The sequence below is a fragment of the Colwellia sp. F1 genome, assembly GCF_056238625.1.
In genome coordinates, this window is record NZ_JBWDLI010000007.1 from 1 (window position 1) to 23,570 (window position 23,570).

Here is a 23,570-nt window from a genome sequence, read left to right on the forward strand (position 1 = left end):
TGCTGCTCAATTAAACGTTGCCAATCTTCTAGTGTTCTTCTTAGCTTCATAATACCTCCTGAAAAATCAGAGGGTATAATTAAACGAATCAAAATGATCTGCTAGGTGTGGTTACTCGGACGCTTACCCCACCTGAACCCATTCGCTAATACAGCCGCGGCGCACAGAAGTGAAACGCAGTAGCGCCGGATGATGATAGCGTGTGGGTGTTCTTCTCTTTATGTGAGACCGTTCCTGTGCATCCTGCACTCACGGCATTAGTGCATCCATGCACGTCAGTAGGACATTGCTAAACTTCTATTCGTACCGCAAGGTAAACCCGAAGAGCCCGTTACGAAAGTGACGGGCTTTTTGCTTTGTGAGATTTAGGAAAAGTAATACCATTCCATCTTAAATTGTTCCCAATTCAATCCAATCTCTACTGTACATTTCTGTTACTCGTTTCGCATCACTAACAAATGAGTTCCATACTTGTGAACAAGCATCAACGCTATCATCATACCCCTTAAAACACCTATTCGCTAAATGATGTTGGCGTAACCAACTCCACACTTGTTCTATTGGATTTAGCTCTGGTGAATAAGGCGGTAGCTTAATGATCGTTAAATTACTAAATTTATCTGCGAGATAAGGTTGATGCCACACGGCACCATCAACAACGATTACTGCATGTCGTCCCGCTTTAGTTTTTTGCGAGATTAACGCTAAATGTTGCTCCATTATGTCCATGTTCATGACGGGAGAAATCAGCGCTTCCGTTGCCCCTGTTGATGGACAAACAGCACCAAACAAATAAGCATATTCAAATTGTTGCTGCTTAACCGCTCTTGGTCGTGTTCCTTTCTCCGGCCAGAGCCTTGTCGTTGTATTCTGCTGTCCAAAACGTGCTTCGTCTTGGAACCATACGTCTACATTTTTAAGGCTTATATTCCAGGGGATCGTGCGGATCATTGTAATTTCGAATTTTTTTAAAAGTTTCTTGTACTTCATCGGACTGCTTAGGATGTCTTGAGCGACTGGTTATCCAGGAGAAGCCAAGCTGGTGGAGTAGTCGATACACATTGATAATAGAATAATTTACTTTGAACGCTTGAGTAATAGAGGTAGCGAGAGCTTCAGCGTTAAGTCTGCCACCATTTTCTTTAATGCTATTGTTGCGAACGTATTGGCTTAACTGATTAAGCTGTAATTGAGTTAAGGCGCAAGGTCGACCTGTACGGGGTTTCTCTTTGAGTACATCAAGACCACCTTCATAAAATCTTTTAACCCAATCGGTAACACTACGGCGGCTAATGCGAAGATTTCTTGCTACTTGCGCTTTGTTAGCACCATCTTTAGTGCGCCATTTATAGAATGAGGAGTTACTCATACCATGTTCACGGCATAATTCGGGAATAGGTATACCATTTTCGGCTTACTTTGAAATGGCTAATATTTGGCTGTCAGTAAAATTTGATTTTTTCATAAAATTCTCCTGCGTTAAAGCATACGAGAAAATTCTACTTTTGACTTCTATTATTTTTCGGGGGGATTACGTTGTCGTTTGCAAGCGCGCCTGAGAAGCTAGGATCGGCAGCGTTTGGCATTATGCTTAGTGTAGTATTTTTCAATAGAAAATCTCGTTGATATGTTCTTATGTGATAAAAGATTAAAAATAACTTTGCATTATTAATTATATGGACTAATCTTTAGTTTGTTGGTAACAACACCTTGCAGGACGCATGGTCAGGGAAGCTTTAAGGACAAAGTGATGTGGTAGCATACCACTGAGGGAACAAACAGGGACTGTTTTAATCACGGATGGTTGTCCCTGTTTTGCCTTCTCTCTTGTTGTTCTTTTGAGCCTAGTATCTAGTATTAAATACCTTGCTGATATTTTAGAACATTCTCATGCAAAAATTACGTTATGATAACAGCGTTATTTTTAAAGTTTACGATAGAAACATAAACGTCAACTATATTAATAGTGATTATAGTTGACGTTGTTAGTGTTTTATCGAGCACAACATTGCAGAGTATTTAAGTCTTTTAACAATGCGTGCTTAGTAAGAAGCGTGAATTGGGTTAGACGACACCTTGTTCTAGCATAGCATCAGCAACACGTTTAAAACCGGCGATATTAGCACCTAATACAAGGTTGCCTGGTTGGCCGAATTCTATTGCTGTTTCATGTGCAGTATCAAAAATGTTTTTCATGATAACTTGTAACTTTTGATCAACCTCTTCGAATGACCATGTTTGCATGCTTGCGTTTTGTGCCATCTCTAACTGACTTGTTGCCACACCACCGGCATTAGCTGCTTTACCAGGACCGTAACAGATTTTAGCGTCAATGAAGGTATTTATTGCATCTTGAGTTGAGGGCATGTTGGCCCCTTCGCTGACAAGTTTGCAGCCATTCTCAACTAAAGACTTAGCGTCTGCTACGGTCAGTTCGTTTTGGGTAGCACAAGGGAAAGCAGTGTCAGCTTTAAAGCGCCATACGGCATGGCCATCACTAGGATAGTCAGCTGTTGGAATAAATTGAGCATCCTTATGTGTTTCTAAATAAACAGCAAGGCCCTGCTTCGATTTTTCTTTCAAGTCTTTAATTAAAGCTAAATCAATACCAGCTTCGTGATAAATTGTTCCTGTTGAGTCACTACAAGTAAGTGGTTTTGCGCCAAATTCATATAGTTTTTCCATTGCATAAATAGCAACATTACCTGAGCCAGACACTAAACAGCTTTTACCTTTTAAGTCATCCTGTATTTGTGAAAGCATATTTTGTGCAAAGTACACCACACCATAGCCTGTAGCTTCTTTACGAACCAAAGAGCCGCCCCATAATAAACTTTTTCCTGTTAATACCCCTTCATAGCGGCCTGTTAATCTTTTATATTGACCAAACATGTAGCCTATTTCTCTTGCCCCTACACCAATATCACCTGCTGGAACATCAGTGTTTGGACCGATATGACGATATAACTCGGCCATAAATGACTGACAAAAGCGCATGATCTCGCCATCTGATTTACCTTTAGGGTTAAAATTAGAGCCCCCTTTACCACCACCAATAGGTAAACCTGTTAATGCATTTTTAAAAATCTGTTCAAAACCTAAAAATTTGATGATACTTGCATTAACACTTGGGTGAAATCTTAATCCGCCTTTATACGGACCTAAAGCTGAGTTAAATTCAACGCGGTAACCTTTGTTGATTTGGATATCGCCATTGTCGTCAACCCATGGCACGCGAAACATAATTTGTCTTTCTGGCTCAACTAGGCGCTGGATTATGGCTTGTTGTTGATATAAAACGTTACTTTCTAGGATAGGGGCTAATGACTCTAACACCTCTTCAACTGCTTGGTAGAACTCTGATTGAGCAGGGCTAGTATTTTTTAAATCAGAAATAGTATCATGAATATATGACATATATTTGTTTATCCTTTAAAATTGTTTTTATAAGTAAAGAAATACTCAATCATTTTTGAGATTATAGGGTAGGAATATTAGAGGTATGGCTAAATAAAAATACCGACTTTACTGTGTAAGATTTAGTTTTGTTGCACTTATTATCAAAAAAAACATGGTTAAAGTAAATATATTTTGGAGAATAAACTTACTTAATGTAATTATATTATGTAATTTAGTTATATTTTTTATGCATCCTATTGATTCTGTTGTAAATTATAGTTTTAGTACTCAACAGATACCAAATGAGTAAAGTTTATAAACACGACAGGGCTTTAATAATAAGAATTTTTATTCATTAATTTATGATAATTATCCATTGTTTTACAAAAATTATCCACCAATAAACTTTACTTTCATGCCATTCTTTTCTAAAAGTGCTTTTATTAACTCTCTTTTGTCGCCTTGTACTTCTATTGTTTGGTTTACAACGCTGCCACCAGTTCCGCAGCTTTTTTTCAATTTACTCGCCAGTACCTTAAGTGCGTTGTTGTCTAGACCTAAATTACTAATTACAATAACGCCTTTGCCTTTACGCCCTTTAGTTTCTCTTCGCACGTGAACAAAACCGTCAGTTTTTTCATGTGTTGCTGCTTGTTTTGTCTGCTTTATACGACCGGTATTTGTGGAGTAGACCAGTGATTGATCCGTTATTGTTTGAGCAGCGTCTTCTTTTACGGGTTCTTTGCCAAAGGCGCCGGCAAGCTCTGCAAGGCTGGAAAGTTTTTCTTTCATAGTACAACTACCTAGTTATTCTAATTTGATGTCATTTTATGAAGTGACAGTATAGAAGAATTTTAGCTTAGTGAAGCAAACATTGAGCTAAAGCTCAAGCTTTTTAGTTTAAAATAATAAAGCCACTACTTAGAGTGGCTTTAGTGTACCAAGTTACGGCGTAAATACCGATCTACTTTTATAATGGTTGTGATTTAAAGTTTGCTTTCAAGCTCGGGTAGGGCATCGAATAAGTCAGCAACAACCCCGTAGTCGGCTACTTGAAAAATAGGCGCTTCAGGGTCTTTATTAATTGCTACAATGATTTTTGAATCTTTCATACCTGCTAAATGTTGTATTGCACCACTGATCCCCACGGCAATGTATAAATCAGGCGCGACAATTTTACCGGTCTGGCCAACTTGCATGTCATTAGATACAAAACCAGCGTCTACAGCAGCGCGAGAAGCTCCAATTGCAGCGCCAAGTTTGTCTGCAATGCCATCTAGCAATTTGAAGTTATCGCCATTTTGCATACCACGACCGCCCGATATAACAATAGGCGCAGCGCCTAAATCAGGGCGTTCGGATACGGTTAATTCATCACTGACATGGGTAGAGCTTCCTGCGTCAGTGGCTATTTCTAGCGATATTATCTCTGCGTTACCGTTTTGTGCGACAGGATCAAAGCCGGTAGGGCGAACGGTGATAACTTTCTTTGTGTCTAGGCTTTGTACGGTAGCAATAGCGTTACCCGCATAAATTGGACGTACGAAGGTATCACTACTTTCTACTGCGATAATGTCTGAAATTTGAGTAACATCTAACAAGGCAGCTACACGTGGCATAAAGTTTTTGCCTGTGGTTAGTGCAGTGGCAATAATGTGTTCATAATCAGTCGCTAATTCAGCAACAAGTAAACTGATGTTTTCTGCTAATTGATGTTCGTATATAGCATTATCAGCCGCTAAAACTTTACTAACACCGTTAACTTGAGCCGCAGCATCAACAACACTTTGGCAGTTATGACCAGCAACTAAAAGTGTAATATCGCCACCAATAGCCTGTGCAGCTGCAATTGTTTTAAGGGTTTCAGCTTTTAATGTTTTGTTGTCGTGTTCTGCAAATACTAAAATACTCATGAGATCACCTTGGCTTCATTTTTTAATTTTTCGACTAATTCATCAATAGTTTCAACAATAACTCCTGCTTTACGCTCTGCTGGTGGGGTAACTTTCAACAGTTTTGTGCGGGGGGTTAAATCTATACCAAAATCAGCGACCGCTTTAACATCTAATGGTTTACGCTTAGCTTTCATAATATTAGGCAAAGAAGCATAGCGAGGCTCATTCAAACGCAAATCTGTTGTTACTATGGCTGGCAAATTAAGGGCTACAGTTTGCAAGCCACCGTCAACTTCACGGGTTACATTGACCTTGTCGCCTTCAACCTTTACTGCTGAAGCAAATGTACCTTGTGGCATTCCTGTTAGCGCACCTAGCATCTGTCCTGTTTGGTTATTGTCACTATCAATGGCTTGTTTACCTAAGATTACGAGTTGAGGTTGTTCTTCTTCAACTATTTTTTGTAAAAGCTTTGCTATATTTAGTGAGTCTAACACTTCAGTTGTTTCAATTTGTATTGCACGGTCTGCACCTAGAGCAAGAGCTGTGCGTAGCTGTTCTTGACATGATTTATCGCCAATAGAGACAGCAATAATTTCCGTTGCAATACCAGCTTCTTTAAGACGCACTGCTTCTTCTACTGCTATTTCACAAAAAGGGTTAATTGCCATTTTTACATTGGCAAGATCTACATTTGAATTATCGGGTTTTACGCGCACCTTGACGTTATAGTCAATAACACGCTTGATCGGAACTAATACTTTCATCGCTGCCTCTGTGTTTCAGTATAAAAATTAATCTAGTATAAAACTATATAATAAAAACTCAGTCACATAAAAGTGCACTTACATAACTGCTAAATTGTATCGACAATACTCTGAAAAAAGACTACTACTCCTTTACGTAAGCGTCAATGTAATCTTGGTGAAAACTTTCAAAGTACGATACAATGACTTTAGTTTCTGAAATAATTGTCGTTTTGTTTTAAACAGGCGACCAACATAACATAGTAGAAACTGTTAATTTAACTACATGTAAGGCGGGTAGTTTCTTAGCTTCTTTGAAGAAAATACGACCTTGCTTGGCAACCACTAATAAGATACTATCAAACACCTGTTTGAATATCAAACGACTGTTTGAATTTTTATTAATAAAATAAATATTGGGAGATACCATGGAACGTGAATCGATGGAATTTGACGTAGTAATTGTTGGTGCAGGCCCAGCTGGTTTGTCAACAGCATGTCGTTTAATGCAACTAGCACAGGAAAAAGAACAAGAGCTGATGGTTTGTGTTGTGGAGAAGGGCTCTGAAGTCGGCGCACATATCCTTTCTGGTGCTGTTTTTGAACCTAAAGCATTAAATGAGCTATTTCCTGACTGGAAAGACAAAGGTGCACCTTTAACAACACAAGTAACGGATGACGATATCTATTTATTAAATAGCGAAAGTAACGGCATAAAATTACCTGGATTTTCAGTGCCCAAAACGATGCATAACAAAGATAATTATATTGTTAGTATGGGGAATGTGTGTCGCTGGCTTGCTGAACAAGCAGAGCAGTTAGGTGTTGAAATATTTCCAGGTTTTCCTGCGCACAGTGTTATTTATAATGACGATGGTAGTGTTGGTGGTATTATTACCGGCGACATGGGGTTAGATGCACAAGGAAATAAAAAAGATTCTTTTATGCCTGGTATGGAGCTTAGGGCTAAGTATACTGTTTTTGCCGAAGGCTGTCGTGGTCATTTAGGTAAAGAGCTTATTACTAAATATTCGTTAGATGCTGATGCTTCTCCTCAACATTATGGTTTAGGTTTTAAAGAAATCTGGGATATTGATCCTAGTAAACATCAAGAAGGTTTGGTGGTGCATACTGCAGGCTGGCCTTTAGCAAAAGACACGACAGGCGGCGGTTATCTATATCACGCAGAAAATAACCAAGTTTTTGTTGGGTTAATTGTTGATCTAAATTATAGCAACCCGCATTTAAGTCCATTTGATGAATTTCAGCGCTATAAACATCACCCTAAAATTAGCCAGTATCTTGAGGGGGGAAAACGTGTTTCTTATGGTGCACGCGCGATGACCAAAGGTGGTTTTAATTCTTTGCCTAAAATGACAATGCCAGGAGCATTATTAGTGGGGTGTGATGCCGGTACAATTAACTTTGCTAAAATCAAAGGTAATCATACGGCAATGAAGTCTGGCATGTTGGCTGCCGAAGCTATTATAGAAACTTTGATCAGCGAAGATGGGTTGAGTGAAATAGGCAAGCAAGATATTACCCTGTATACAGAAAAGTTCAAAGACTCTTGGTTATATGATGAGTTATATAATACACGTAATTTTGGTCCTGCAATGCACAAGTTTGGTACCATGTTAGGGGGTGTTTATAATACGGTCGATCAAAATATATTTGGCGGTAAATTGCCGTTCAACTTTAAAGATGACAGTGTTGATCATGCTCAACTTAAACTAGCGTCAGAAGTTGCTGTTATTAATTACCCTAAACCGGATAATAAATTAAGCTTTGATAAACTGTCGTCAGTTTTCTTGTCAAATACTAACCATGAAGAAGAGCAACCTTGTCACCTAAAGCTTGGTGATAGTAGTATTCCAATTAGCGTTAATTTAGTGAAGTATAATGAGCCAGCACAGCGTTACTGTCCTGCTGGAGTGTATGAGGTTGAGAAAACAGTTGAGGGCGATAAGTTTGTTATTAATGCGCAAAACTGTATTCATTGTAAAACCTGTGATATTAAGGATCCAAGTCAAAACATTACTTGGATTACTCCTGAAGGCACGGGTGGGCCAAATTATCCTAATATGTAGGGCAAAGGGATTAAGGGGTGGGTTGTGAGAATACAGATAATTGTCGTGTTTTTGTGACCCATTAGCCTAACATTTAAGCTCACAAATAAAGTATGTGATATTCACTTTTTGAATGTCTTTTGTTCATCTTTGAGTGCCTAGCCATTGCAAGGCTATTTTTTACGGTTGCTTAGTTCTTCGGCAACGTTAACACAGATGATAAAAAGTGGGTAGAATGATGCACTTGAAGAAGCTACTACCCTTAGCGCTTTAGGTTGCTCTATTAGTTTGTTTCAATTAAATTGAATTGACTAAGCGCTTTGATTGAGCGCTTCATCTTTTGTTCAATTTTGTCAAGCGCAGATAATTGAACACAAAACTTATCTGCTTTTTGTTTTAAGGTATTGGCATTTGTCCCTATACCGAGATCTAAACCCTGTCCTATATTCTCTATTCTACTGTCTAATGCAGACAAACGTTGCTCACTACCATGACCATCAACACTATCGCTTACCATAACCTCACCAAAAGCTAACAATATAGTGCCAATAGAGTCTGAAATAATTTCTTCTATTTCTTGTTCAAACTCCCCAGTAAAAATATCATCAAAATCCGCAAAGTCTTGGGGAGCAATAAAATAGTTGTTGGCACTTTGGTTGAATCGTGAACGAATACGCCATTTTAGCTCATCAAACCTTGTTTGAATTTTTTGTTGTGCGGCACTATTTTCACCAGTAAGACTACCAATTGCTTTATTGACAGCTTTTAAACCAATATCAACGCCTTCAATGGCAATAGAGACAATCTCAGGAACTTGATCACGTATGCCTAAAGAAAATTGAGAAATAAGGTGTTGTTGCTCGCCCGAAAGTGGAATTTCACGGCCTTTAACAAAAAGTTGATGATCACCATTTATTTGTACAAAGGTTCTGCTGTTCTCAAGAATACGAATATGATTTGGGGCTATGATCACACCATAATTGAAGTTTACAGTACATTGTTTAGCAAGTGAGTTAAAACTAATGAAAGCAATAAAGACTAAAAATATAAAATTTCTCATCGTTTGTTTATGTATTAACAAGGGGATCTATATGAATTTTTCGGTCTTTATAGGTCATTTTACTTGGCCCGTGCTCTTTGCGAGACCTGTCATGAAAATCACAAGCAATCATCTGCACGCCGTGATGTAACTTTTCAGTTGCTTCAATATAAATACTTTCCATATATTTTTGAAAGGCCGCTTCATGCTTTTCTTTTTCGAGCAAAGTGTCACCCATTCTTTTAGCATGAAATTGGTAAGTTGAAACCACTTTTGCAAGCATGTCAGTATTTACTTGCGTTTTAGGTAGCTGTTTAAGTTTCTCTCTCGCCGCTTGAAGCTCTGTAGTTTTTATATTGTCAATCTCTAACCGCGACTCGATATCTTCTGTTTTTTCTTTTAGCTTGGCGATATTATGTTCAAAATCAATAATGGTATTGCTACCTGCAGTTGCACCGATAATGCCAGCAGTAACGTATTTACCAACCTTGGTATATCCACCAATAAGCGTGCCGTTTGAGAGTTCATCTGTACCGACTTTTAAGCTACCATAAACATTGATTAAACTATGAAGTAATTGTTTTTCAATACGTATGTTTCCACTGCAACTTATTTGTGCGTATTGGCAATATTTTGCATATAAATTACCTTTGGTGTTAACGGTAACACTCATGGTTACATCGGTGACATGTGCAGTGTCAACATCATGTTTGCGCCCAATAATGCCACCTGAAATTGTTACATCCCCACCTGCTTCAATAAGGGCAGACTCAACAAAGCCTCCTACGGTAATATCACCACTGGCAATGACCTTCATGCCTTCATTTACATCACCATCAATAATCACACTGCCAGTAAAGTTAATATTCCCTGTGGCGACAGTAACATTTTTAACTTTATAAACTTCATCAACTTCCATACCGTTAGGAATAATTTTAGGCAGGCCGACTTTTTGAGATATTAATATATTTTCATTTTTTGAACTAATGGCCGTACCTTCACCTGAAATTAAAGGGACATCATCTCCTGGCTCAGGTATCAAAGGGGTTGCCGTTACTGTGTAGCCTTTTTCGCCTTCTGTGTATGGGATTTTTTCAGCAATAGGATCACCCACTCTAACACAAATAATATCACCTAAATCACGCATGTCTACACTGCCATCTTCCCTTTTTTTAGGGCGTAAAATACGGGTTTGAGCACTCTCTACTAGCGGTTTTACTATAGCGTCTTTACCTTTTACTGCGAGTTTTCCTGTGGCAATTTGTAAGGAAACTAAACTGGCAGGTTTTTCGTGAGCTGCGAGTTGTGCAAGTTTGACTAAAGACTCTTTACTAAAGCCTTTTTTCACCCCAGCCGCTTGTGCTGCTGCTAATATTGCTTTTGCTGATAAATGTTTCCCTCCTTGTGCCGTGGTGATTTCTGCTGTCGCGGCCATTTCATCATCATCAATAGTAATCAAAATTGTTGCATCAACACGTTCAAGGACTTGGTAGGTGATTTCTCTACCAATTTGGCTATTTTGTAAGGGCGTCAATACATCATTTAGTTCAGCAATAGCACTTTTAATATTGCTAGTGTTTATTTTTAACGTATTGTGCTCTGACTCAGCTATAAGCTCAAGAATTGTTGTTTCGATAACAACATCCCCACCTTTGATTGGCGTTAAATGCAAATCAATATTGTCTTTGGCGTTAACAAGTAAACTGAGCTTTGTCATAGGGTGAACTCCGGCATCATCATGAATTTATAACATGAACAACATTGATGGGGTAGCAAAACAGCTAAATAATGGTCATCATTTCAATAAGTCTACATTAATAATAGCACTCTAATAGCGACTAGATATAATTATCTTGGTGTATTTTTATAAAGCTTTTTTCGCCCACTTTACTGTAATCCACTTTATATTCTCTTCCATCAAGTGACTGTATAAATAATAAGGTTTTAATTTCGCTAAATATCTCACTTGACTCGATATGAACAATTTCTAGATAAGACTTCTTGGCTAGAGAGCGTTTTTCAGGAAGAGCTCCTTTGTAAATTCCTATTCCACGGTGACTAACAATTACCACAGGATGATCTCCATTGATAATTAATAGGTCAAATTTTTTTATTTTGTGGATAATGGTATTTCTGCCACTGGTAATAAAGTTTTTCTCGGCCAAAACTGACTCCTGTATAAAAATAATGATAGCGTAGTAAGTGATTCTTTAAAAAAGTTATATTTAGTCTATTAGGTATTATACCAGTTAGTATATTTGAATAATTACATCGCTATCTAAATATATAAATTTTTGATTTACTTAGCAATGAGTTGTTTAAATAATAGCAATTAACACTACCTTTTTTGACGCTCGGCAATATAATGCGGTATTTCTTGGCTGTTAATTAACTCTCGGCGAATTAGGTCTAAACCAATAGCAGCAACGTACTGTTGAAAGTAATGTCGAGGTGATGGAATCAACAAACATATTGATTTTAAATTCTGTTTGCTTCCCCATGCCAGCCATACAGTGCCTACAGGCTTTTCGTCACTCCCGCCACCAGGGCCAGCGACACCAGACACTGCAATGGCTAAATCTGCTGAAGAATGCTTTAGTGCTCCTTGTGCCATCGCAATAACAACCGCTTCACTGACCGCGCCTTCAGTATTTAATAATTGCTCTGGGACACCCAACATTTTTGTTTTCATTTTATTGCTATAGGTAACATAACCGGCCTCAAACAATGCTGACGAGCCAGGTACTTGGGTTATCATACTTGCAATTAAGCCTCCTGTGCATGATTCAGCTGTTGTTATTTTCAAATTCTTTTCAGCTAATTTACTTAACACATGCTCTGATAGCGTCAATGGTTCTGTTTTAATTTGCCCTATAATGTGGTCACCTAAAACTGCCTGTAGTTTTGCTTGCCACTTTTGTTTTTGGCTGTGGGCTTCTTGGTTGGTGGTGGATAACTTAATCTCTAACAGGGGCATGCCGGCGCGAAAACCTAGGTCAATACTGTTGGGCCAGTCAGGGAGTTGTTCGTTAATTATTTTTTGGAGCGTAGACTCACCTAAACCAAACACTTGTAAACGAGCAACATCTGAAATTAGCTCATTGGGCAGTTTTTTGGCTATATTGGGCGCTATTTGCTCAGTTAACATTATGTCTAATTCACTAGGTACACCGGGTGTACAGTAAATATCGCACTCTAGGTGGTTGACTGTAAAGCCGACCGCGCTGCCATATTTATTGGGGATAATACGACAATTCTCAGGTAGTATGACTTGCTTTAAATTAGGGGGATTCAAGCTTGCCCCTCTTCTTTCACACCATGCTACTAAGTGCTCTAGTGCCTGTGGGTGCTCAACCAGTTCAACCTCAGTGGCTTTGGCTAGGGCCAGTGCTGTTAAATCGTCTATGGTAGGGCCTAAACCCCCATTAATAATTAAAATATCAGACTGTTTTGCAAGTAAATTTATTTCGTTGACTAGTGACGATAGTTCATCGGCAAGAGTAACCTTTCGGTATACTTCTAAGCCTAATTCATTTAACTGTTGTGCAATCATTGCAGAATTGCTGTCAACAATGTCACCGGTCATTAATTCATTACCCGTTAATAATAATTGCACCTTGGGTTTGGTCATAAGTCAGTCTCATTCTATAAAGTTTTTCTTTAATTTACCCTTTTTATAAAATAGTTACATCAATTATGGTATTTAAAATTGGATTTACACTAGATAAGGCTTAAAATAGACTGCATCGCGCTTATCTACCATTGATAGTTAAGTGTTAGTGGTCAACAAAGGGATAATGGTGAGCAAAGTGATTATCTTTTTTAATGAGTAGTACAAAGTGAAGTATAAGAGAGAGTTGTTATTTGGCCGTTGGTTTCGTGAAGAAATGGATGGGGAAAATAAAAAAATTATTGAGTATGCTCAGCTAAGTCCTGACGGCAGTTTTGAATTTTCCTTTATCACTTTACAAGTAGAGGTTGGCTCAGCAGATCAAATTATTGAGCAAGTAATTGAACTAGGTGATTGGGGGTTAGTGGCAGATATCCACTTTACTATTACAAAAAATGAAGCAATTGATGATAAGCTTTATGCGGTCGATCTTAATGATAGTAATAATTACCAAGCTTACAAGGTGTTGACCTTGAATCATCATACTTTCGAATATCAACATCTTGATACCGACGAAATATTTACCATGCGCAAAATTACTAACAATATTGGTCATTGTTAAGGGGGATGCAGCGCATTAATCCTCAAATTTATACACAATAGGAAAATAATGAATAAGTTTAAAGCAGCCAGTTTAATTACCGCAATAAAAACACCTTATACCGCTAAAGGCGACATTGATTTACTCACTTATGACAAGTTAGTAAAACAACAAATAGATGCTGGCGTAGATGGTATTGTTGTTGGCGGAACCACAGGTGAGGGACACTTGCTTAGTTGGGAAGAACACTTAATATTGATCGCTCACAGCGTGCACAAATTTGGTGATAAGCTACTGATTATTGGTAATACCGGTAGTAATAATACAAGTGAAGCGATTAAAGCAACGAAAAATGGTTTTGCTGCAGGTATGGATGCTACGTTACAAATTAATCCTTATTATGGTCGTACATCAATTGCCGGTGTTATTGAGCACCTTACGCTCACGTTAGATATTGGGCCGGCGTTTATTTACAATGTAGAGGCGCGCACAGGTCAGGATTTAACGCCTGAAGTTATTGAAACCTTGGCAAAGCATAAAAACTTTATTGGGGTCAAAGAATGTGGCGGTAACGAACGAATTGCTCATTACGAAAAGCAAGGTATAGCTTGTTGGTCTGGTAATGATGATGAAAGTCATGATGCTCGTCACCTGCACGGTTCGCATGGTGTTATATCAGTAACCTCTAATATAATACCTGGGTTAATGCGTCAATTGATGGACAAAGAAAATAGCGAGCTGAACAGCCGTTTACATGCGCTAATACAGTGGATTTTTTGCGAACCAAACCCAATCCCTATTAATACCGCATTAATGATGACAGGTGCAGTAGCAAGCAACTTTCGTTTACCGTATAAGGCATTAACTAAACAACAGCGTCAACAAGGCTTTGAACTGCTTGGCGCACTAAACTCAAGTGATCTCATTGGTGAATCACTATTGTTGCTTGAAGATGAGGACTTTAAATATTGTATTTAATGTTTTATTAGCCAGAAGAGAGCAGGGTAGATTGTAAAAGTTTACCCTTATGCTTGATTTTTATTGGGTCTTATGCAGCCCTATTTTTGCGCATCACACATTACTTATATCGCTTTGATTCTCAGCTAAACTGACATAAACCCGCTTTTAATAAGTGACTCAAGCTAAAACAGTCTTTACTTAATTTACCTGCGGCTTAAGGTCGTCTGCTATTTCAAAATATTTCTTTACACTCTTGCCTTGATTAACCGACAAGGGACAAATAAAGGCTAAGCTCACCGCACATAATTGTAAGTTTTCTCTTGTATCATTATTCGCAATCCCATGAAGTCTGTCACCAACAACCGGTAAGCCTATACTCGCTGCATGAATACGTATTTGATGCTTTCTGCCGCTATCAATTTTTACTTGAATAAGCGATTGATCTTTTACTGGGTCATAAGCTAAACAGGTGAAAGTACTGTAAGCACTTTTACCATTCACCTCACTGGTGATTACTTGTGGCTGCTCATTAACGCTATGATCACCATGTACAATAATTTGGTAATACTTTGCTAGTAAGTTATTGTGTAAAGTACGCTTTTCAAACATTGATGAGAAAGCTCTGGCTGTTTTTTTACTGTGCGCTATCAGCATGATGCCTGTAGCAGCTCGGTCTAATCGGTGCACAATGAACACGGGTCGCTCAGGTGTTAATTTGAGCTGAACAAAACGGGCAATAGTACAATGATCACTCCATTTAGAACCTTGCGATAACATACCAAAAGGTTTATACCAAAGGCTGTAATCACCTTCATCACTAATTAACCTTGCCTCGGCAACTTGGCTGGCGAGTACCGCTTCATTAAAATAAAAGTGTAGTTTATCACCGGGTAATAAGTTTTTTTTCAACCGCCTTAGCCGTTGAGTATGTCTAGCGCGAGTCAGCCACAATGCCCCTTGGGCGATGGCTTGTTTAACTTGGGCAACACTTAAGTTATGCTCAGTAGCCTTTAAGCTGGCGCAAAGCAAAAATAATGCAGTATTATTTTCACCTTCATTGTGAGGTGTGTATGTTAGGTGGTGTTCAAAAATAAGCGGCATAAAAACTAACAATGTAAATATCAGGTAATATCATTTAGTTTAACACTTTTACGTATCAAGGGTTATCAGGTAACATATAATCCCTGATAAAAATTTATAAAGTAGTGTAATATGAACCGTGATTTAAGCCTTTTTCCAAACGACAAGATAGGTGACTTTTTGTGGGAACTACAACAAGCTGGGGGGGATCTTCAGCAACCACGAGAAATTGAATTTTCAGTTTTGTTTCCTTCACAAACCTTAGCCCTGCAATTTGGTCAGTTGCTGCTTGAGAACAATCAAAAGTTGTCTTTTACTCCCTTTGAGAATAATGAAGAATATCCATGGGAAATAACAGCCTATCCAGAAATGCCGCTAACCTATGAAAATATGAGTGCGTATAAAGAATTATTAGTAAGTAGTTGTAAGCCATTGCAGGGGAAATTTGACGGTTTTTACTGTCTGTAATGCTATTACAGTTTATCACAAGAAAAACGGTCAGAGGTAGTAGATGATTGACATTAAAAAATTTGCCGCTTTACAAAAAGCGAGTAAAGACTCTTTTGCTAAACAAAAACAAATGATGAAAAAAGTGATGGCGGGGCACACAACGCTTTGTCCGGTGTGCCAGCAACCACTTTTCTTATTTACTCCGGCACAAAAAGTTACCCCACCGGGCGTCCGCTGCAAAAAAGGCTGCACCGACCTACTACTTGACTTTGTTTAGTTCTAGGTGAAGTTTTAATGTTTGCGCCTAGAGACTAGATATTAAAGCTGAGTAAAGGTGCTAGCGCCGCTCTATCGCTTACATTCGTGCTGAGCCTGTGAACAAAACTCAGCAATGGGTTGGCACATATTACTTTTAACGCTTATTGGCAGTGTTACATCCGCTCCATTACTTCTATCCCTAGAATATCTAAACCTTGTTTTAAGGTTTTGGCAATGACTTGGCACAAGGCTAAACGAGAAGCTTTAATGTCATTGTTGATGCCGTCTTTAAGAATAGGGCAAGCCTCATAGAAGCTCATATAAAGGCTGGCTAATTCATAAAGATAATTACATAATAAATTAGGAGTACACTCGCTGATCACTGCATCTATAGTATCTTCAAGTTGTAATAGCTTTAATGCCAGCGCTTTTTCTTGAGGTTCGATAATATGGATAACAGCGTTATTATCAAGCGTGCTAGTTTGGCTTTCCGCCTTGTTAAAAATACTTTGAATACGTGAATAAGCATATTGTAAATAAGGAGCTGTGGCGCCTTCAAAGCTCAGCATCGTTTGCCAGTTGAATATATAATCACTGGTGCGGTTTTTTGACAAATCAGCAAATTTAACGGCGCCAATCCCCACCTTGTTAGATATTACCGCTAAGTCATCATCACTAATCTCTGGGTTTTTTTCTTTAATTAAGGTGCTGGCGCGAACAACCGCTTCATCAAGTAATTCGGCTAGTTTAATTGTGCCGCCAGTACGGGTTTTAAAAGGTTTACCATCATTCCCCATCATCATACCAAATGGGCAGTGTTGATAACCAACACTTTCAGGTAAGAAACCAGCTTTACGGGCAACAATTTCAACTTGTTTAAAGTGGAGTGCTTGGCGAGCGTCTGTAAAAATAATAATGCGATCAGCTGCTAGCTTGTCACTACGGTAGCGACAGGCTGATAAATCAGTGGTTGCGTATAAAAAGCCGCCACCTGACTTTTGTACAATAAAGACAGAAGGCTCACCATCCTTATTGGCCATTTCATCAATAAAAATAACTTTAGCACCTTGGTCTTCAACTGCAATGTTTTTTGCCATTAGCTCATCAATTACTTTTGGTAAGTCATCGTTATAAGCGCTTTCACCCATAATGTCTGCACGCTTTAATGACACATTGAGTTTTTGATAGATTTCTTCACTGTGGGTGATTGAAATATCAATAAACTGTTGCCAAAGTTTTGCACAGTCCTCATCGCCGCTTTGTAATTTAACTACTGCTGAACGCGCTCGGTCAGCAAAGTCTGTTTCGTTGTCAAAGCGTACTTTAGCTTCACGATAAAAGTTCTCTAAATCAGCAAGCGCTGTTTCAGCCACTTCATTACCCGCAAGTTTATCGCTTAAGTGAGCGATCAGCATGCCAAACTGTGTTCCCCAATCACCCATGTGGTTTTGGCGAATCACCTTGTCACCACGAAACTCCAAAGCACGAACAACAGCGTCACCAATAATGGTGGAACGTAAATGGCCAACGTGCATTTCTTTGGCAAGGTTAGGGGCAGAATAGTCTACAACCACAGTTTGTGCCTCATCATCGGCGTTAGTGCCACGTTGTGCCACGCCTAAAAACTCATCATCAGCCATTTGGTTTAGTTGGGTTGCTAACCAGGCTTTATCTAAATGAATATTAATGAAGCCTGGTCCTGCGAGCTCAACTTTGCTAGCAATGCCTGATAAATCTAATAGTTCAACTACTTTGGCGGCTAATTCTCGTGGGTTTGTTTTTAGCTTTTTAGCTGCGCCCATGACACCATTGGCTTGGTAATCACCAAACTGTGGGCGATTAGATAAACTTAATGCGGGGTTTGTATCTTCGGGTAAGCCAGCGTTAATCATTGCTGCACTGACTTTTTCTGCCAAAATTTGTTTAATATTCATAATGTTTAATCTTTTTAAGTTTGTTTTTTCTAATCAGTATGTGGGTTGCAAACTAGATTGGACTTTAATAAATCGGTCGAGCTTTTTCATAATGTGCTTGATTTGTTCAGCGACAAAATGAAAAGGCAAAAATAATACCGTAAAAATTCTATTTAGAAAGCGAAGATTAGTGTTCACGGGTAGAATGAAACTCTATTTCTGGATGACGTTCTTGTGCTAACGATAAATTGACCATGGTTGGTGCAATATAGGTTAAGTTATCACCACCATCATAAGCTAAGTTGTCACCTGCTTTTTTCTTAAACTGTTCTAAGGTGCGTTCATCATCACAAGTACACCAGCGTGCTGTTGCCACACTTATGGGTTCGTAAATGGCGTCAACCTTATATTCTGTTTTTAAGCGCTGTACTACAACTTCAAACTGTAATATACCAACCGCGCCAACGATCATATCATTATTAATAAAGGGCCTAAACACTTGTACAGCACCTTCTTCGGATAGTTGAATTAAGCCCTTTTGTAATTGTTTTGCTTTTAGTGGGTCACGCAAACGAATACGACGAAACATCTCCGGAGCAAAATTAGGAATCCCACTAAACTTCATCATTTCACCTGCAGTAAAGGTGTCACCAATTTGGATGCTGCCATGGTTATGTAAGCCAATAATATCACCAGCATAAGCTTCTTCAACGTTGGCACGGTCACCTGCCATAAAAGTTACCGCATCAGCAATTTTCACATCTTTACCTAAACGAACTTGTCTCATTTTCATGCCTTTTTCATATTTACCTGAGCAAATACGCATGAAGGCGATACGGTCGCGGTGTTTAGGGTCCATATTTGCTTGAATTTTAAAAACAAACCCTGACATTTTATCTTCTTCTGGAAATACCTCACGTAAATCAGTTTTACGCGGTAATGGTTTAGGCGCCCACTTTGTTAAACCATCTAACATGTGGTCAACGCCAAAGTTACCTAACGCGGTACCGAAAAAGACAGGTGTTAGCTTACCCGCTAAAAACTCTGTTAGATCAAAGGTGTGTGACGCACCTTGTACTAACTCTAACTCTTCACGCAACTCAGCCGCATATGCACCAATAGTCGTGTCAAGTTCAGGGTTGTCTAGCCCTTTTATAATGCGAGTTTCTTGAATGGTATGCCCTAAACCTGATTGATATAAAAAAATCTCGTCTGTCAGTAAATTATAAACTCCTTGAAAGGATTTACCCATACCTATTGGCCAAGTAATGGGGGCACATTTAATTTTTAGTACCTCTTCTACTTCATCCATCACTTCCATGGGGTCGCGTACATCGCGATCCATTTTGTTCATAAAGGTAATAATGGGGGTATCACGTAGTCGAGTGACTTCCATTAATTTAATAGTACGGGCTTCAACACCTTTAGCAACATCAATAACCATTAAACAAGAGTCAACAGCAGTTAGCGTACGATAAGTATCTTCTGAGAAGTCTTCGTGGCCAGGGGTATCAAGTAAATTAACTAGGCAGTCTTTGTAAGGAAATTGCATAACTGAAGTGGTAATTGATATGCCGCGATCTTTTTCCATTTCCATCCAGTCTGACTTGGCATGTTGGCCAGACTTTTTACCTTTTACCGTACCCGCTTTTTGTAATGCTTGACCAAATAAAAGCACTTTTTCAGTGATGGTAGTTTTACCCGCGTCGGGGTGAGAGATGATGGCAAAAGTTCTACGTATGTTTACTGCTGCCTGCTGGGTGTCGGTTGTCATTAATATTGCCTTGATGCACAAAAATATACAAAGTAAAAATCCTAAATACTAGCGCTAAAAAGAGCTGTCACAAAAATTATGATAACAATTAGTATTCTATGGATAGTCATGTTTAAAAAAAATTGGCGTATTGTAGCACAAATAAAAAAGCCGCATTAAGTGACTTTTTATTTATTTGTCCATTTTTGTCCCCTTTGTTTGCCAAAGTGTGAGCCTGACAACAGGTGCTAGGTAATTATTCGGGGGCTAGAAGAAGGTCGCTGCCAATACTAGAAGAAGGTCGCTGCCAATATAAGCTAAGTTTGTTGGTAACCGTTGCCACAAACTACAGTATCAACGACATAACAATAGCATCTTCATAACCAAAGCCTGTGTCGCTGGGGTAATAGCCTGTTCGCCTGCTTGTTTCAATGAATCCCGCATTCATATATAGCATTTGTGCGTTAATATTTTTTGCACGTACTTCTAGCCATGCTTTTACCGCCCCTTTGGCTTTGGCTTGGTGAATAAATTGGGCTAATAATAACTTGCCAAAGCCTTGGCCTTGTTTATTCGGGGCGACGCATATATCTAATAAGCTTGTTTCATCAACGACAAAGTCAGCGACATAAAAGCCGATAATTTGCCGTGATTGATCACTTTTTGTTTCAGAGGACACTGTAAGTTTTTCACCAAAATAACGTCTACCAATACAACTGGCGAAGGTTTTCTCACTCCAAGGGTGAGAGTGGCAAACATTTTCTATTGGCATTAATTGGGGTAAATCACTATGGCTTATAGGTGTATGTTTTAAAGAATGAGTCATAATGTTTGTTAAGTGTTAAGTGTTAAGTGTTAAGTGTTATATTACAGCAGTTTTTGTTTTATTGTTTTCCATAGTTGCTTTTTTAACGCTGGAGACTTGCTAATTGCCTCTATACTGGGGCTGTATAAATTATTGTTGTTAAAATTAATGGTTTTGTTAGCCGTGGCAGAGTGGCTAAAGTACCAGTTAAACAAGCCTAAGTTGAGGTGGTTTTTTTGATTTTTCTCCCCAAGGCTCACTTCACCAATAGAAAGCCCAACAGCTTGTAATATATCGATAAAAACTTGCTGTTTACTTAAGTCTGATAACGTTTGCTCTGTTTGCGCTAGATAAGTCTCTTGTTGCTTATTGTGGCCGGTACTTGATGCGGTATGTTTGCCAGTAACAGACCTATGCTGCCACAGGCTTATGCCCATTTCTGTGAGTTGTTCAAATTGCCTTTGATTAATAGCCATAAAAAGTACGCATAAAAAAATCTGACCTAAATAACCTGAGTTCGTCTTAATAAATAGCTTTAATAGCTTAATAAGTATATCACTAGAGATATAATGCCAGAATTAATAAAAACTGTCATGTGACTATTATGTAATAATTAGGGAGGATAAATTACCCATAATCTCTATTACCATTGTTAGGATAAAACCTTACCTAAGGCAAAGGTTGCAGTAGTAAGATAAGTCAGCAGATAAGAGCTGTAGTTGAAGAGACTACGAAGATGATAAAATGGCAGGGGTGGAGAGATTCGAACTCCCAACCGTCGGTTTTGGAGACCGCTGTTCTACCAATTGGAACTACACCCCTGCAACAAGGACGAATTATACTGATGCAGCGCCAAAGGTAAAGAAAAAATTGTTAAAAAATTCAATTGATTGATTGTTCGGCTATTTTATAAGCTAAATGAGCGCAACAAGTAATGAGGCTAGTTTTTTAACTACTAGCGCTTAAGGTGATATAGCCTTTGTGCATGTATTATCGTTTTTTACGTTTATCAACACTGAACCTGCCTCGTAATAAGCCTAACTTAATCAACAAAACCGCAAGTCTTTAAGTTACTGCTTTAAGCACTTGCTGTGAGTGCTTAAAACCAATATTTAGGGGAATGCTCTTTTATCCCAACTCTCATTGCACCTGATTCAGTAGTTTGCGTGCCTTACTCTGCGCCGAATTACCCTTTAATCCCATTGAGCGCCTTACGTATTTCACAAAATCTAAATTTTTCAGGGTAGGGGTAAACATCTTCATAAACCCCATCGGCAACATTTTTCTGGCACTTTTGCCAGTAGCTAGCGCTGAGTAGGTCTTCATGATTAATTTTAAATGCTTTTAAGTATTTTGGGTTGGCTAATGCAAAGGTCGCTAGCTCTTCTGGGAACATATCTCCAGGGGCAACTGAATACCAAGGCTCAGCAGCATAAATTTGCTCTTCAGTGACCGGGACTGGTTTCACACGAAAATTAACTTCATTCATATAGGTTATTTCATCATAATCATAAAATATTACCCGGTTGTGGCGGGTCACGCCAAAGTTTTTCAAAAGCATATCACCAGGAAAAATATTGGCTGAAATAAGCTGTTTTATGGCTTTACCATAACCGTCTAAGGCTGTTTCTATTTCTTCATCACTTGCATCAGCTAAGTATAAATTTAAAGGTACCATGCGACGCTCTATATACAAATGCTCAATTATCAATAAATCCTCCTCAAAACGCAGCAGAGAAGGGGCTACTTTTTGTAGCTCTTCTAATAGCTCATCGTTAAAGCGGTCTTTAGGGAAGGCAACTTCAGAGTACTCCATGGTATCGGCCATTCTGCCCACACGGTCATGTAATTTAACCAAACGATACTTCCCTTTAACATCAGCGCGTGTCATGTTCTTACTAGGGGCAAACTTGTCTTTAATTATTTTAAAAACATAAGGGTAAGATGGCAACGTAAAGACTGACATTACCATGCCTTTTATACCTGGAGCCAGCATGAGCTTGTCATCGCTTTTATCTAGATGATTTAAGAAGTCACGATAAAATTGAGTTTTACCTTGCTTATGAAAGCCAATTGCTGAATATAAGTCAGCGCTTGTTTTATGGGGAATTAAACTTTTTAAGAATTTAACTAACGCATAAGGGTGTATACAATCAACAAAGAAGTAAGCACGGGCAAAGCCAAATACCACAGCCATATCTTCACTTCTCGTTAATAAGGCATCAATATATAAACCACCTTTTTCATTGTTGAGTACCGCCACAATAAAAGGTGTTTCACCCGCAGGTGATAACACCCTGCCAATTAAGTAAGCGCCTTTATTTCGATAAAAAGTAAAATCTAGAATATCAAACTGTAAGTCTTCCACTTTAAAGCGTGTTTTGTGAGCTTTACGGCGAAAAGCTCGAATTAATATATCAACATCGGCTTCAAGGTCGGCAAACGGCACCGTACTTTTATGTGCATTCATGATATCGCAAATAGTTTTCTTTAAGCCTTTTTTAGCCGGTTTGTAGCTAGTATAAATATTAGGCGTTGGTCTATCGTCTAGACGCTGGGCAGTGCTTTCGACAAATATGTAATCATTGTGATAATACTTGCGTTCAAAGAGTCGACAAAAAACGGAATTGTAATATGTTTCCGCAAGCTCGGGCTGTTTATGCTCTGCCAGTAGTTTGATGTACTCTTTTTTTACCTGTAACCATAACTCCTTATCAAGGGACTCAGTGAGGAAGTCTTTTTTTATTGTATCAAAAGATTCTTTAACGCGTTCTTCATAAAAAGTGGTTCTAGCCTTTGCGGCCTGTTGTACCTCTGCCCATTGGCACTGTTGAAAACGTTGTTGTGCTGATTTAGTAATTTGAATGAAAAGGTGTATATGGCGATCAAACCCGTTAATAATAGTATTGGCAATGGAAGTAGCAAGGTTATTCATAATCAGACACAAATATTAAGTAAAGGTAATAAAAGCATACTTGAAAAACTTGTAGTA

The 23,570-nt window shown here is 38.6% G+C and carries 20 protein-coding genes, 1 tRNA gene and 1 pseudogene; 5 read left to right on the forward strand and 17 right to left on the reverse strand.

Translation table 11 applies throughout. The features are described from left to right. Nucleotides 1–390: 390 nt before the first annotated feature. The 6 genes and pseudogenes from AC0UA9_RS07945 to AC0UA9_RS07970 form a co-directional block, all read right to left on the reverse strand. The gene (locus AC0UA9_RS07945; protein ID WP_475659158.1) at nt 391–951 is read right to left on the reverse strand and encodes an IS630 family transposase; all 561 of its coding nucleotides are present in this window, start codon (nt 949–951) and stop codon (nt 391–393) included. Continuing rightward, nucleotides 917–1,465 (reverse strand): annotated as a pseudogene (locus AC0UA9_RS07950) (helix-turn-helix domain-containing protein). The gene AC0UA9_RS07945 and the pseudogene AC0UA9_RS07950 overlap by 35 nt, the downstream one beginning before the upstream one ends. A 599-nt stretch (nt 1,466–2,064) precedes the next feature. Then, complete coding sequence (gdhA, locus tag AC0UA9_RS07955) at nt 2,065–3,417, reverse strand: NADP-specific glutamate dehydrogenase (RefSeq protein WP_475659159.1); 1,353 nt, start codon at nt 3,415–3,417, stop codon at nt 2,065–2,067. Nucleotides 3,418–3,789: 372 nt separating this feature from the next. Next, entirely contained in the window at nt 3,790–4,110 is a 321-nt protein-coding gene (locus AC0UA9_RS07960; RefSeq protein WP_475659347.1) for an SUI1 family translation initiation factor, read from the reverse strand. 275 nt (nt 4,111–4,385) lie between these two features. Further along, the gene (locus tag AC0UA9_RS07965; RefSeq protein WP_475659160.1) at nt 4,386–5,312 is read right to left on the reverse strand and encodes an electron transfer flavoprotein subunit alpha/FixB family protein; all 927 of its coding nucleotides are present in this window, start codon (nt 5,310–5,312) and stop codon (nt 4,386–4,388) included. Continuing rightward, a complete protein-coding gene (locus tag AC0UA9_RS07970; protein WP_475659161.1) occupies nt 5,309–6,061 on the reverse strand; it encodes an electron transfer flavoprotein subunit beta/FixA family protein in 753 nt (250 codons plus the stop codon). The genes AC0UA9_RS07965 and AC0UA9_RS07970 overlap by 4 nt, the downstream gene beginning before the upstream one ends. A 407-nt stretch (nt 6,062–6,468) precedes the next feature. On the opposite strand from AC0UA9_RS07970, the gene AC0UA9_RS07975 reads away from it, so the two are divergent. Then, nucleotides 6,469–8,130 (forward strand): electron transfer flavoprotein-ubiquinone oxidoreductase, encoded by a 1,662-nt coding sequence (locus AC0UA9_RS07975; protein WP_475659162.1) that lies wholly within the window; start codon nt 6,469–6,471, stop codon nt 8,128–8,130. Nucleotides 8,131–8,392: 262 nt separating this feature from the next. On the opposite strand, the gene AC0UA9_RS07980 is transcribed toward AC0UA9_RS07975, so the two are convergent. The 4 genes from AC0UA9_RS07980 to AC0UA9_RS07995 all read right to left on the reverse strand — a co-directional run bounded on the left by AC0UA9_RS07980 (nt 8,393) and on the right by AC0UA9_RS07995 (nt 12,779). Then, nucleotides 8,393–9,169 carry a DUF2884 family protein gene (locus AC0UA9_RS07980; RefSeq protein WP_475659163.1) on the reverse strand — a complete coding sequence of 259 codons (777 nt, stop codon included), beginning with the start codon at nt 9,167–9,169 and terminating at the stop codon, nt 8,393–8,395. Between the two features lie 7 nt (nt 9,170–9,176). Then, complete coding sequence (locus AC0UA9_RS07985) at nt 9,177–10,865, reverse strand: DUF342 domain-containing protein (protein ID WP_475659164.1); 1,689 nt, start codon at nt 10,863–10,865, stop codon at nt 9,177–9,179. A gap of 121 nt (nt 10,866–10,986) precedes the next feature. Further along, on the reverse strand, nt 10,987–11,313 hold the full coding sequence (locus AC0UA9_RS07990) for a hypothetical protein (protein WP_475659165.1): 327 nt from the start codon (nt 11,311–11,313) through the stop codon (nt 10,987–10,989). Between the two features lie 173 nt (nt 11,314–11,486). Beyond that, on the reverse strand, nt 11,487–12,779 hold the full coding sequence (locus AC0UA9_RS07995; protein WP_475659166.1) for a CinA family nicotinamide mononucleotide deamidase-related protein: 1,293 nt from the start codon (nt 12,777–12,779) through the stop codon (nt 11,487–11,489). A gap of 208 nt (nt 12,780–12,987) precedes the next feature. Here AC0UA9_RS07995 and AC0UA9_RS08000 point away from each other — a divergent pair, with 208 nt between their 5' ends. Then, nucleotides 12,988–13,380 (forward strand): hypothetical protein, encoded by a 393-nt coding sequence (locus AC0UA9_RS08000; protein WP_475659167.1) that lies wholly within the window; start codon nt 12,988–12,990, stop codon nt 13,378–13,380. Nucleotides 13,381–13,428: 48 nt separating this feature from the next. Further along, a complete protein-coding gene (gene dapA, locus AC0UA9_RS08005) occupies nt 13,429–14,337 on the forward strand; it encodes a 4-hydroxy-tetrahydrodipicolinate synthase (protein ID WP_475659168.1) in 909 nt (302 codons plus the stop codon). A gap of 180 nt (nt 14,338–14,517) precedes the next feature. Here the strand turns inward: dapA and AC0UA9_RS08010 are convergent, their stop codons facing one another. Continuing rightward, a complete protein-coding gene (locus AC0UA9_RS08010) occupies nt 14,518–15,420 on the reverse strand; it encodes a pseudouridine synthase family protein (protein WP_475659169.1) in 903 nt (300 codons plus the stop codon). A gap of 111 nt (nt 15,421–15,531) precedes the next feature. Between AC0UA9_RS08010 and AC0UA9_RS08015 the strand changes: the two genes are divergently transcribed. Further along, the gene (locus AC0UA9_RS08015; RefSeq protein ID WP_475659170.1) at nt 15,532–15,867 is read left to right on the forward strand and encodes a ribonuclease E inhibitor RraB; all 336 of its coding nucleotides are present in this window, start codon (nt 15,532–15,534) and stop codon (nt 15,865–15,867) included. A 43-nt stretch (nt 15,868–15,910) separates the two neighbouring features. Then, complete coding sequence (locus tag AC0UA9_RS08020) at nt 15,911–16,126, forward strand: hypothetical protein (RefSeq protein ID WP_475659171.1); 216 nt, start codon at nt 15,911–15,913, stop codon at nt 16,124–16,126. Nucleotides 16,127–16,280: 154 nt separating this feature from the next. Here AC0UA9_RS08020 and argS read toward each other — a convergent pair whose 3' ends face one another. From argS to aceK, 6 genes are all read right to left on the reverse strand, one after another. Further along, nucleotides 16,281–18,041 carry an arginine--tRNA ligase gene (argS, locus tag AC0UA9_RS08025; RefSeq protein WP_475659172.1) on the reverse strand — a complete coding sequence of 587 codons (1,761 nt, stop codon included), beginning with the start codon at nt 18,039–18,041 and terminating at the stop codon, nt 16,281–16,283. Between the two features lie 166 nt (nt 18,042–18,207). Next, nucleotides 18,208–19,794 (reverse strand): peptide chain release factor 3, encoded by a 1,587-nt coding sequence (prfC, locus tag AC0UA9_RS08030; protein WP_475659173.1) that lies wholly within the window; start codon nt 19,792–19,794, stop codon nt 18,208–18,210. A 325-nt stretch (nt 19,795–20,119) separates the two neighbouring features. Continuing rightward, a complete protein-coding gene (gene rimI, locus AC0UA9_RS08035) occupies nt 20,120–20,599 on the reverse strand; it encodes a ribosomal protein S18-alanine N-acetyltransferase (RefSeq protein WP_475659174.1) in 480 nt (159 codons plus the stop codon). Nucleotides 20,600–20,640: 41 nt separating this feature from the next. Continuing rightward, entirely contained in the window at nt 20,641–21,054 is a 414-nt protein-coding gene (locus AC0UA9_RS08040) for a DNA polymerase III subunit psi (RefSeq protein ID WP_475659175.1), read from the reverse strand. A 269-nt stretch (nt 21,055–21,323) separates the two neighbouring features. Next, nucleotides 21,324–21,400: transfer RNA gene (locus AC0UA9_RS08045), tRNA-Trp, on the reverse strand. 364 nt (nt 21,401–21,764) lie between these two features. Next, on the reverse strand, nt 21,765–23,513 hold the full coding sequence (gene aceK, locus AC0UA9_RS08050) for a bifunctional isocitrate dehydrogenase kinase/phosphatase (RefSeq protein WP_475659176.1): 1,749 nt from the start codon (nt 23,511–23,513) through the stop codon (nt 21,765–21,767). Nucleotides 23,514–23,570 lie beyond the last annotated feature (57 nt).

Bases quoted from the DNA above. Each gene is read 5' to 3' on its own strand.
- AC0UA9_RS07945 (WP_475659158.1), bottom strand. From the start codon at position 951: ATGATCCGCACGATCCCCTGGAATATAAGCCTTAAAAATGTAGACGTA.
- gdhA (WP_475659159.1), bottom strand. From the start codon at position 3,417: ATGTCATATATTCATGATACTATTTCTGATTTAAAAAATACTAGCCCT.
- AC0UA9_RS07965 (WP_475659160.1), bottom strand. From the start codon at position 5,312: ATGAGTATTTTAGTATTTGCAGAACACGACAACAAAACATTAAAAGCT.
- AC0UA9_RS07970 (WP_475659161.1), bottom strand. From the start codon at position 6,061: ATGAAAGTATTAGTTCCGATCAAGCGTGTTATTGACTATAACGTCAAG.
- AC0UA9_RS07975 (WP_475659162.1), top strand. From the start codon at position 6,469: ATGGAACGTGAATCGATGGAATTTGACGTAGTAATTGTTGGTGCAGGC.
- AC0UA9_RS07980 (WP_475659163.1), bottom strand. From the start codon at position 9,169: ATGAGAAATTTTATATTTTTAGTCTTTATTGCTTTCATTAGTTTTAAC.
- AC0UA9_RS07985 (WP_475659164.1), bottom strand. From the start codon at position 10,865: ATGACAAAGCTCAGTTTACTTGTTAACGCCAAAGACAATATTGATTTG.
- AC0UA9_RS07995 (WP_475659166.1), bottom strand. From the start codon at position 12,779: ATGACCAAACCCAAGGTGCAATTATTATTAACGGGTAATGAATTAATG.
- dapA (WP_475659168.1), top strand. From the start codon at position 13,429: ATGAATAAGTTTAAAGCAGCCAGTTTAATTACCGCAATAAAAACACCT.
- AC0UA9_RS08010 (WP_475659169.1), bottom strand. From the start codon at position 15,420: ATGCCGCTTATTTTTGAACACCACCTAACATACACACCTCACAATGAA.
- AC0UA9_RS08015 (WP_475659170.1), top strand. From the start codon at position 15,532: ATGAACCGTGATTTAAGCCTTTTTCCAAACGACAAGATAGGTGACTTT.
- AC0UA9_RS08020 (WP_475659171.1), top strand. From the start codon at position 15,911: ATGATTGACATTAAAAAATTTGCCGCTTTACAAAAAGCGAGTAAAGAC.
- argS (WP_475659172.1), bottom strand. From the start codon at position 18,041: ATGAATATTAAACAAATTTTGGCAGAAAAAGTCAGTGCAGCAATGATT.
- prfC (WP_475659173.1), bottom strand. From the start codon at position 19,794: ATGACAACCGACACCCAGCAGGCAGCAGTAAACATACGTAGAACTTTT.
- rimI (WP_475659174.1), bottom strand. From the start codon at position 20,599: ATGACTCATTCTTTAAAACATACACCTATAAGCCATAGTGATTTACCC.
- AC0UA9_RS08040 (WP_475659175.1), bottom strand. From the start codon at position 21,054: ATGGCTATTAATCAAAGGCAATTTGAACAACTCACAGAAATGGGCATA.
- aceK (WP_475659176.1), bottom strand. From the start codon at position 23,513: ATGAATAACCTTGCTACTTCCATTGCCAATACTATTATTAACGGGTTT.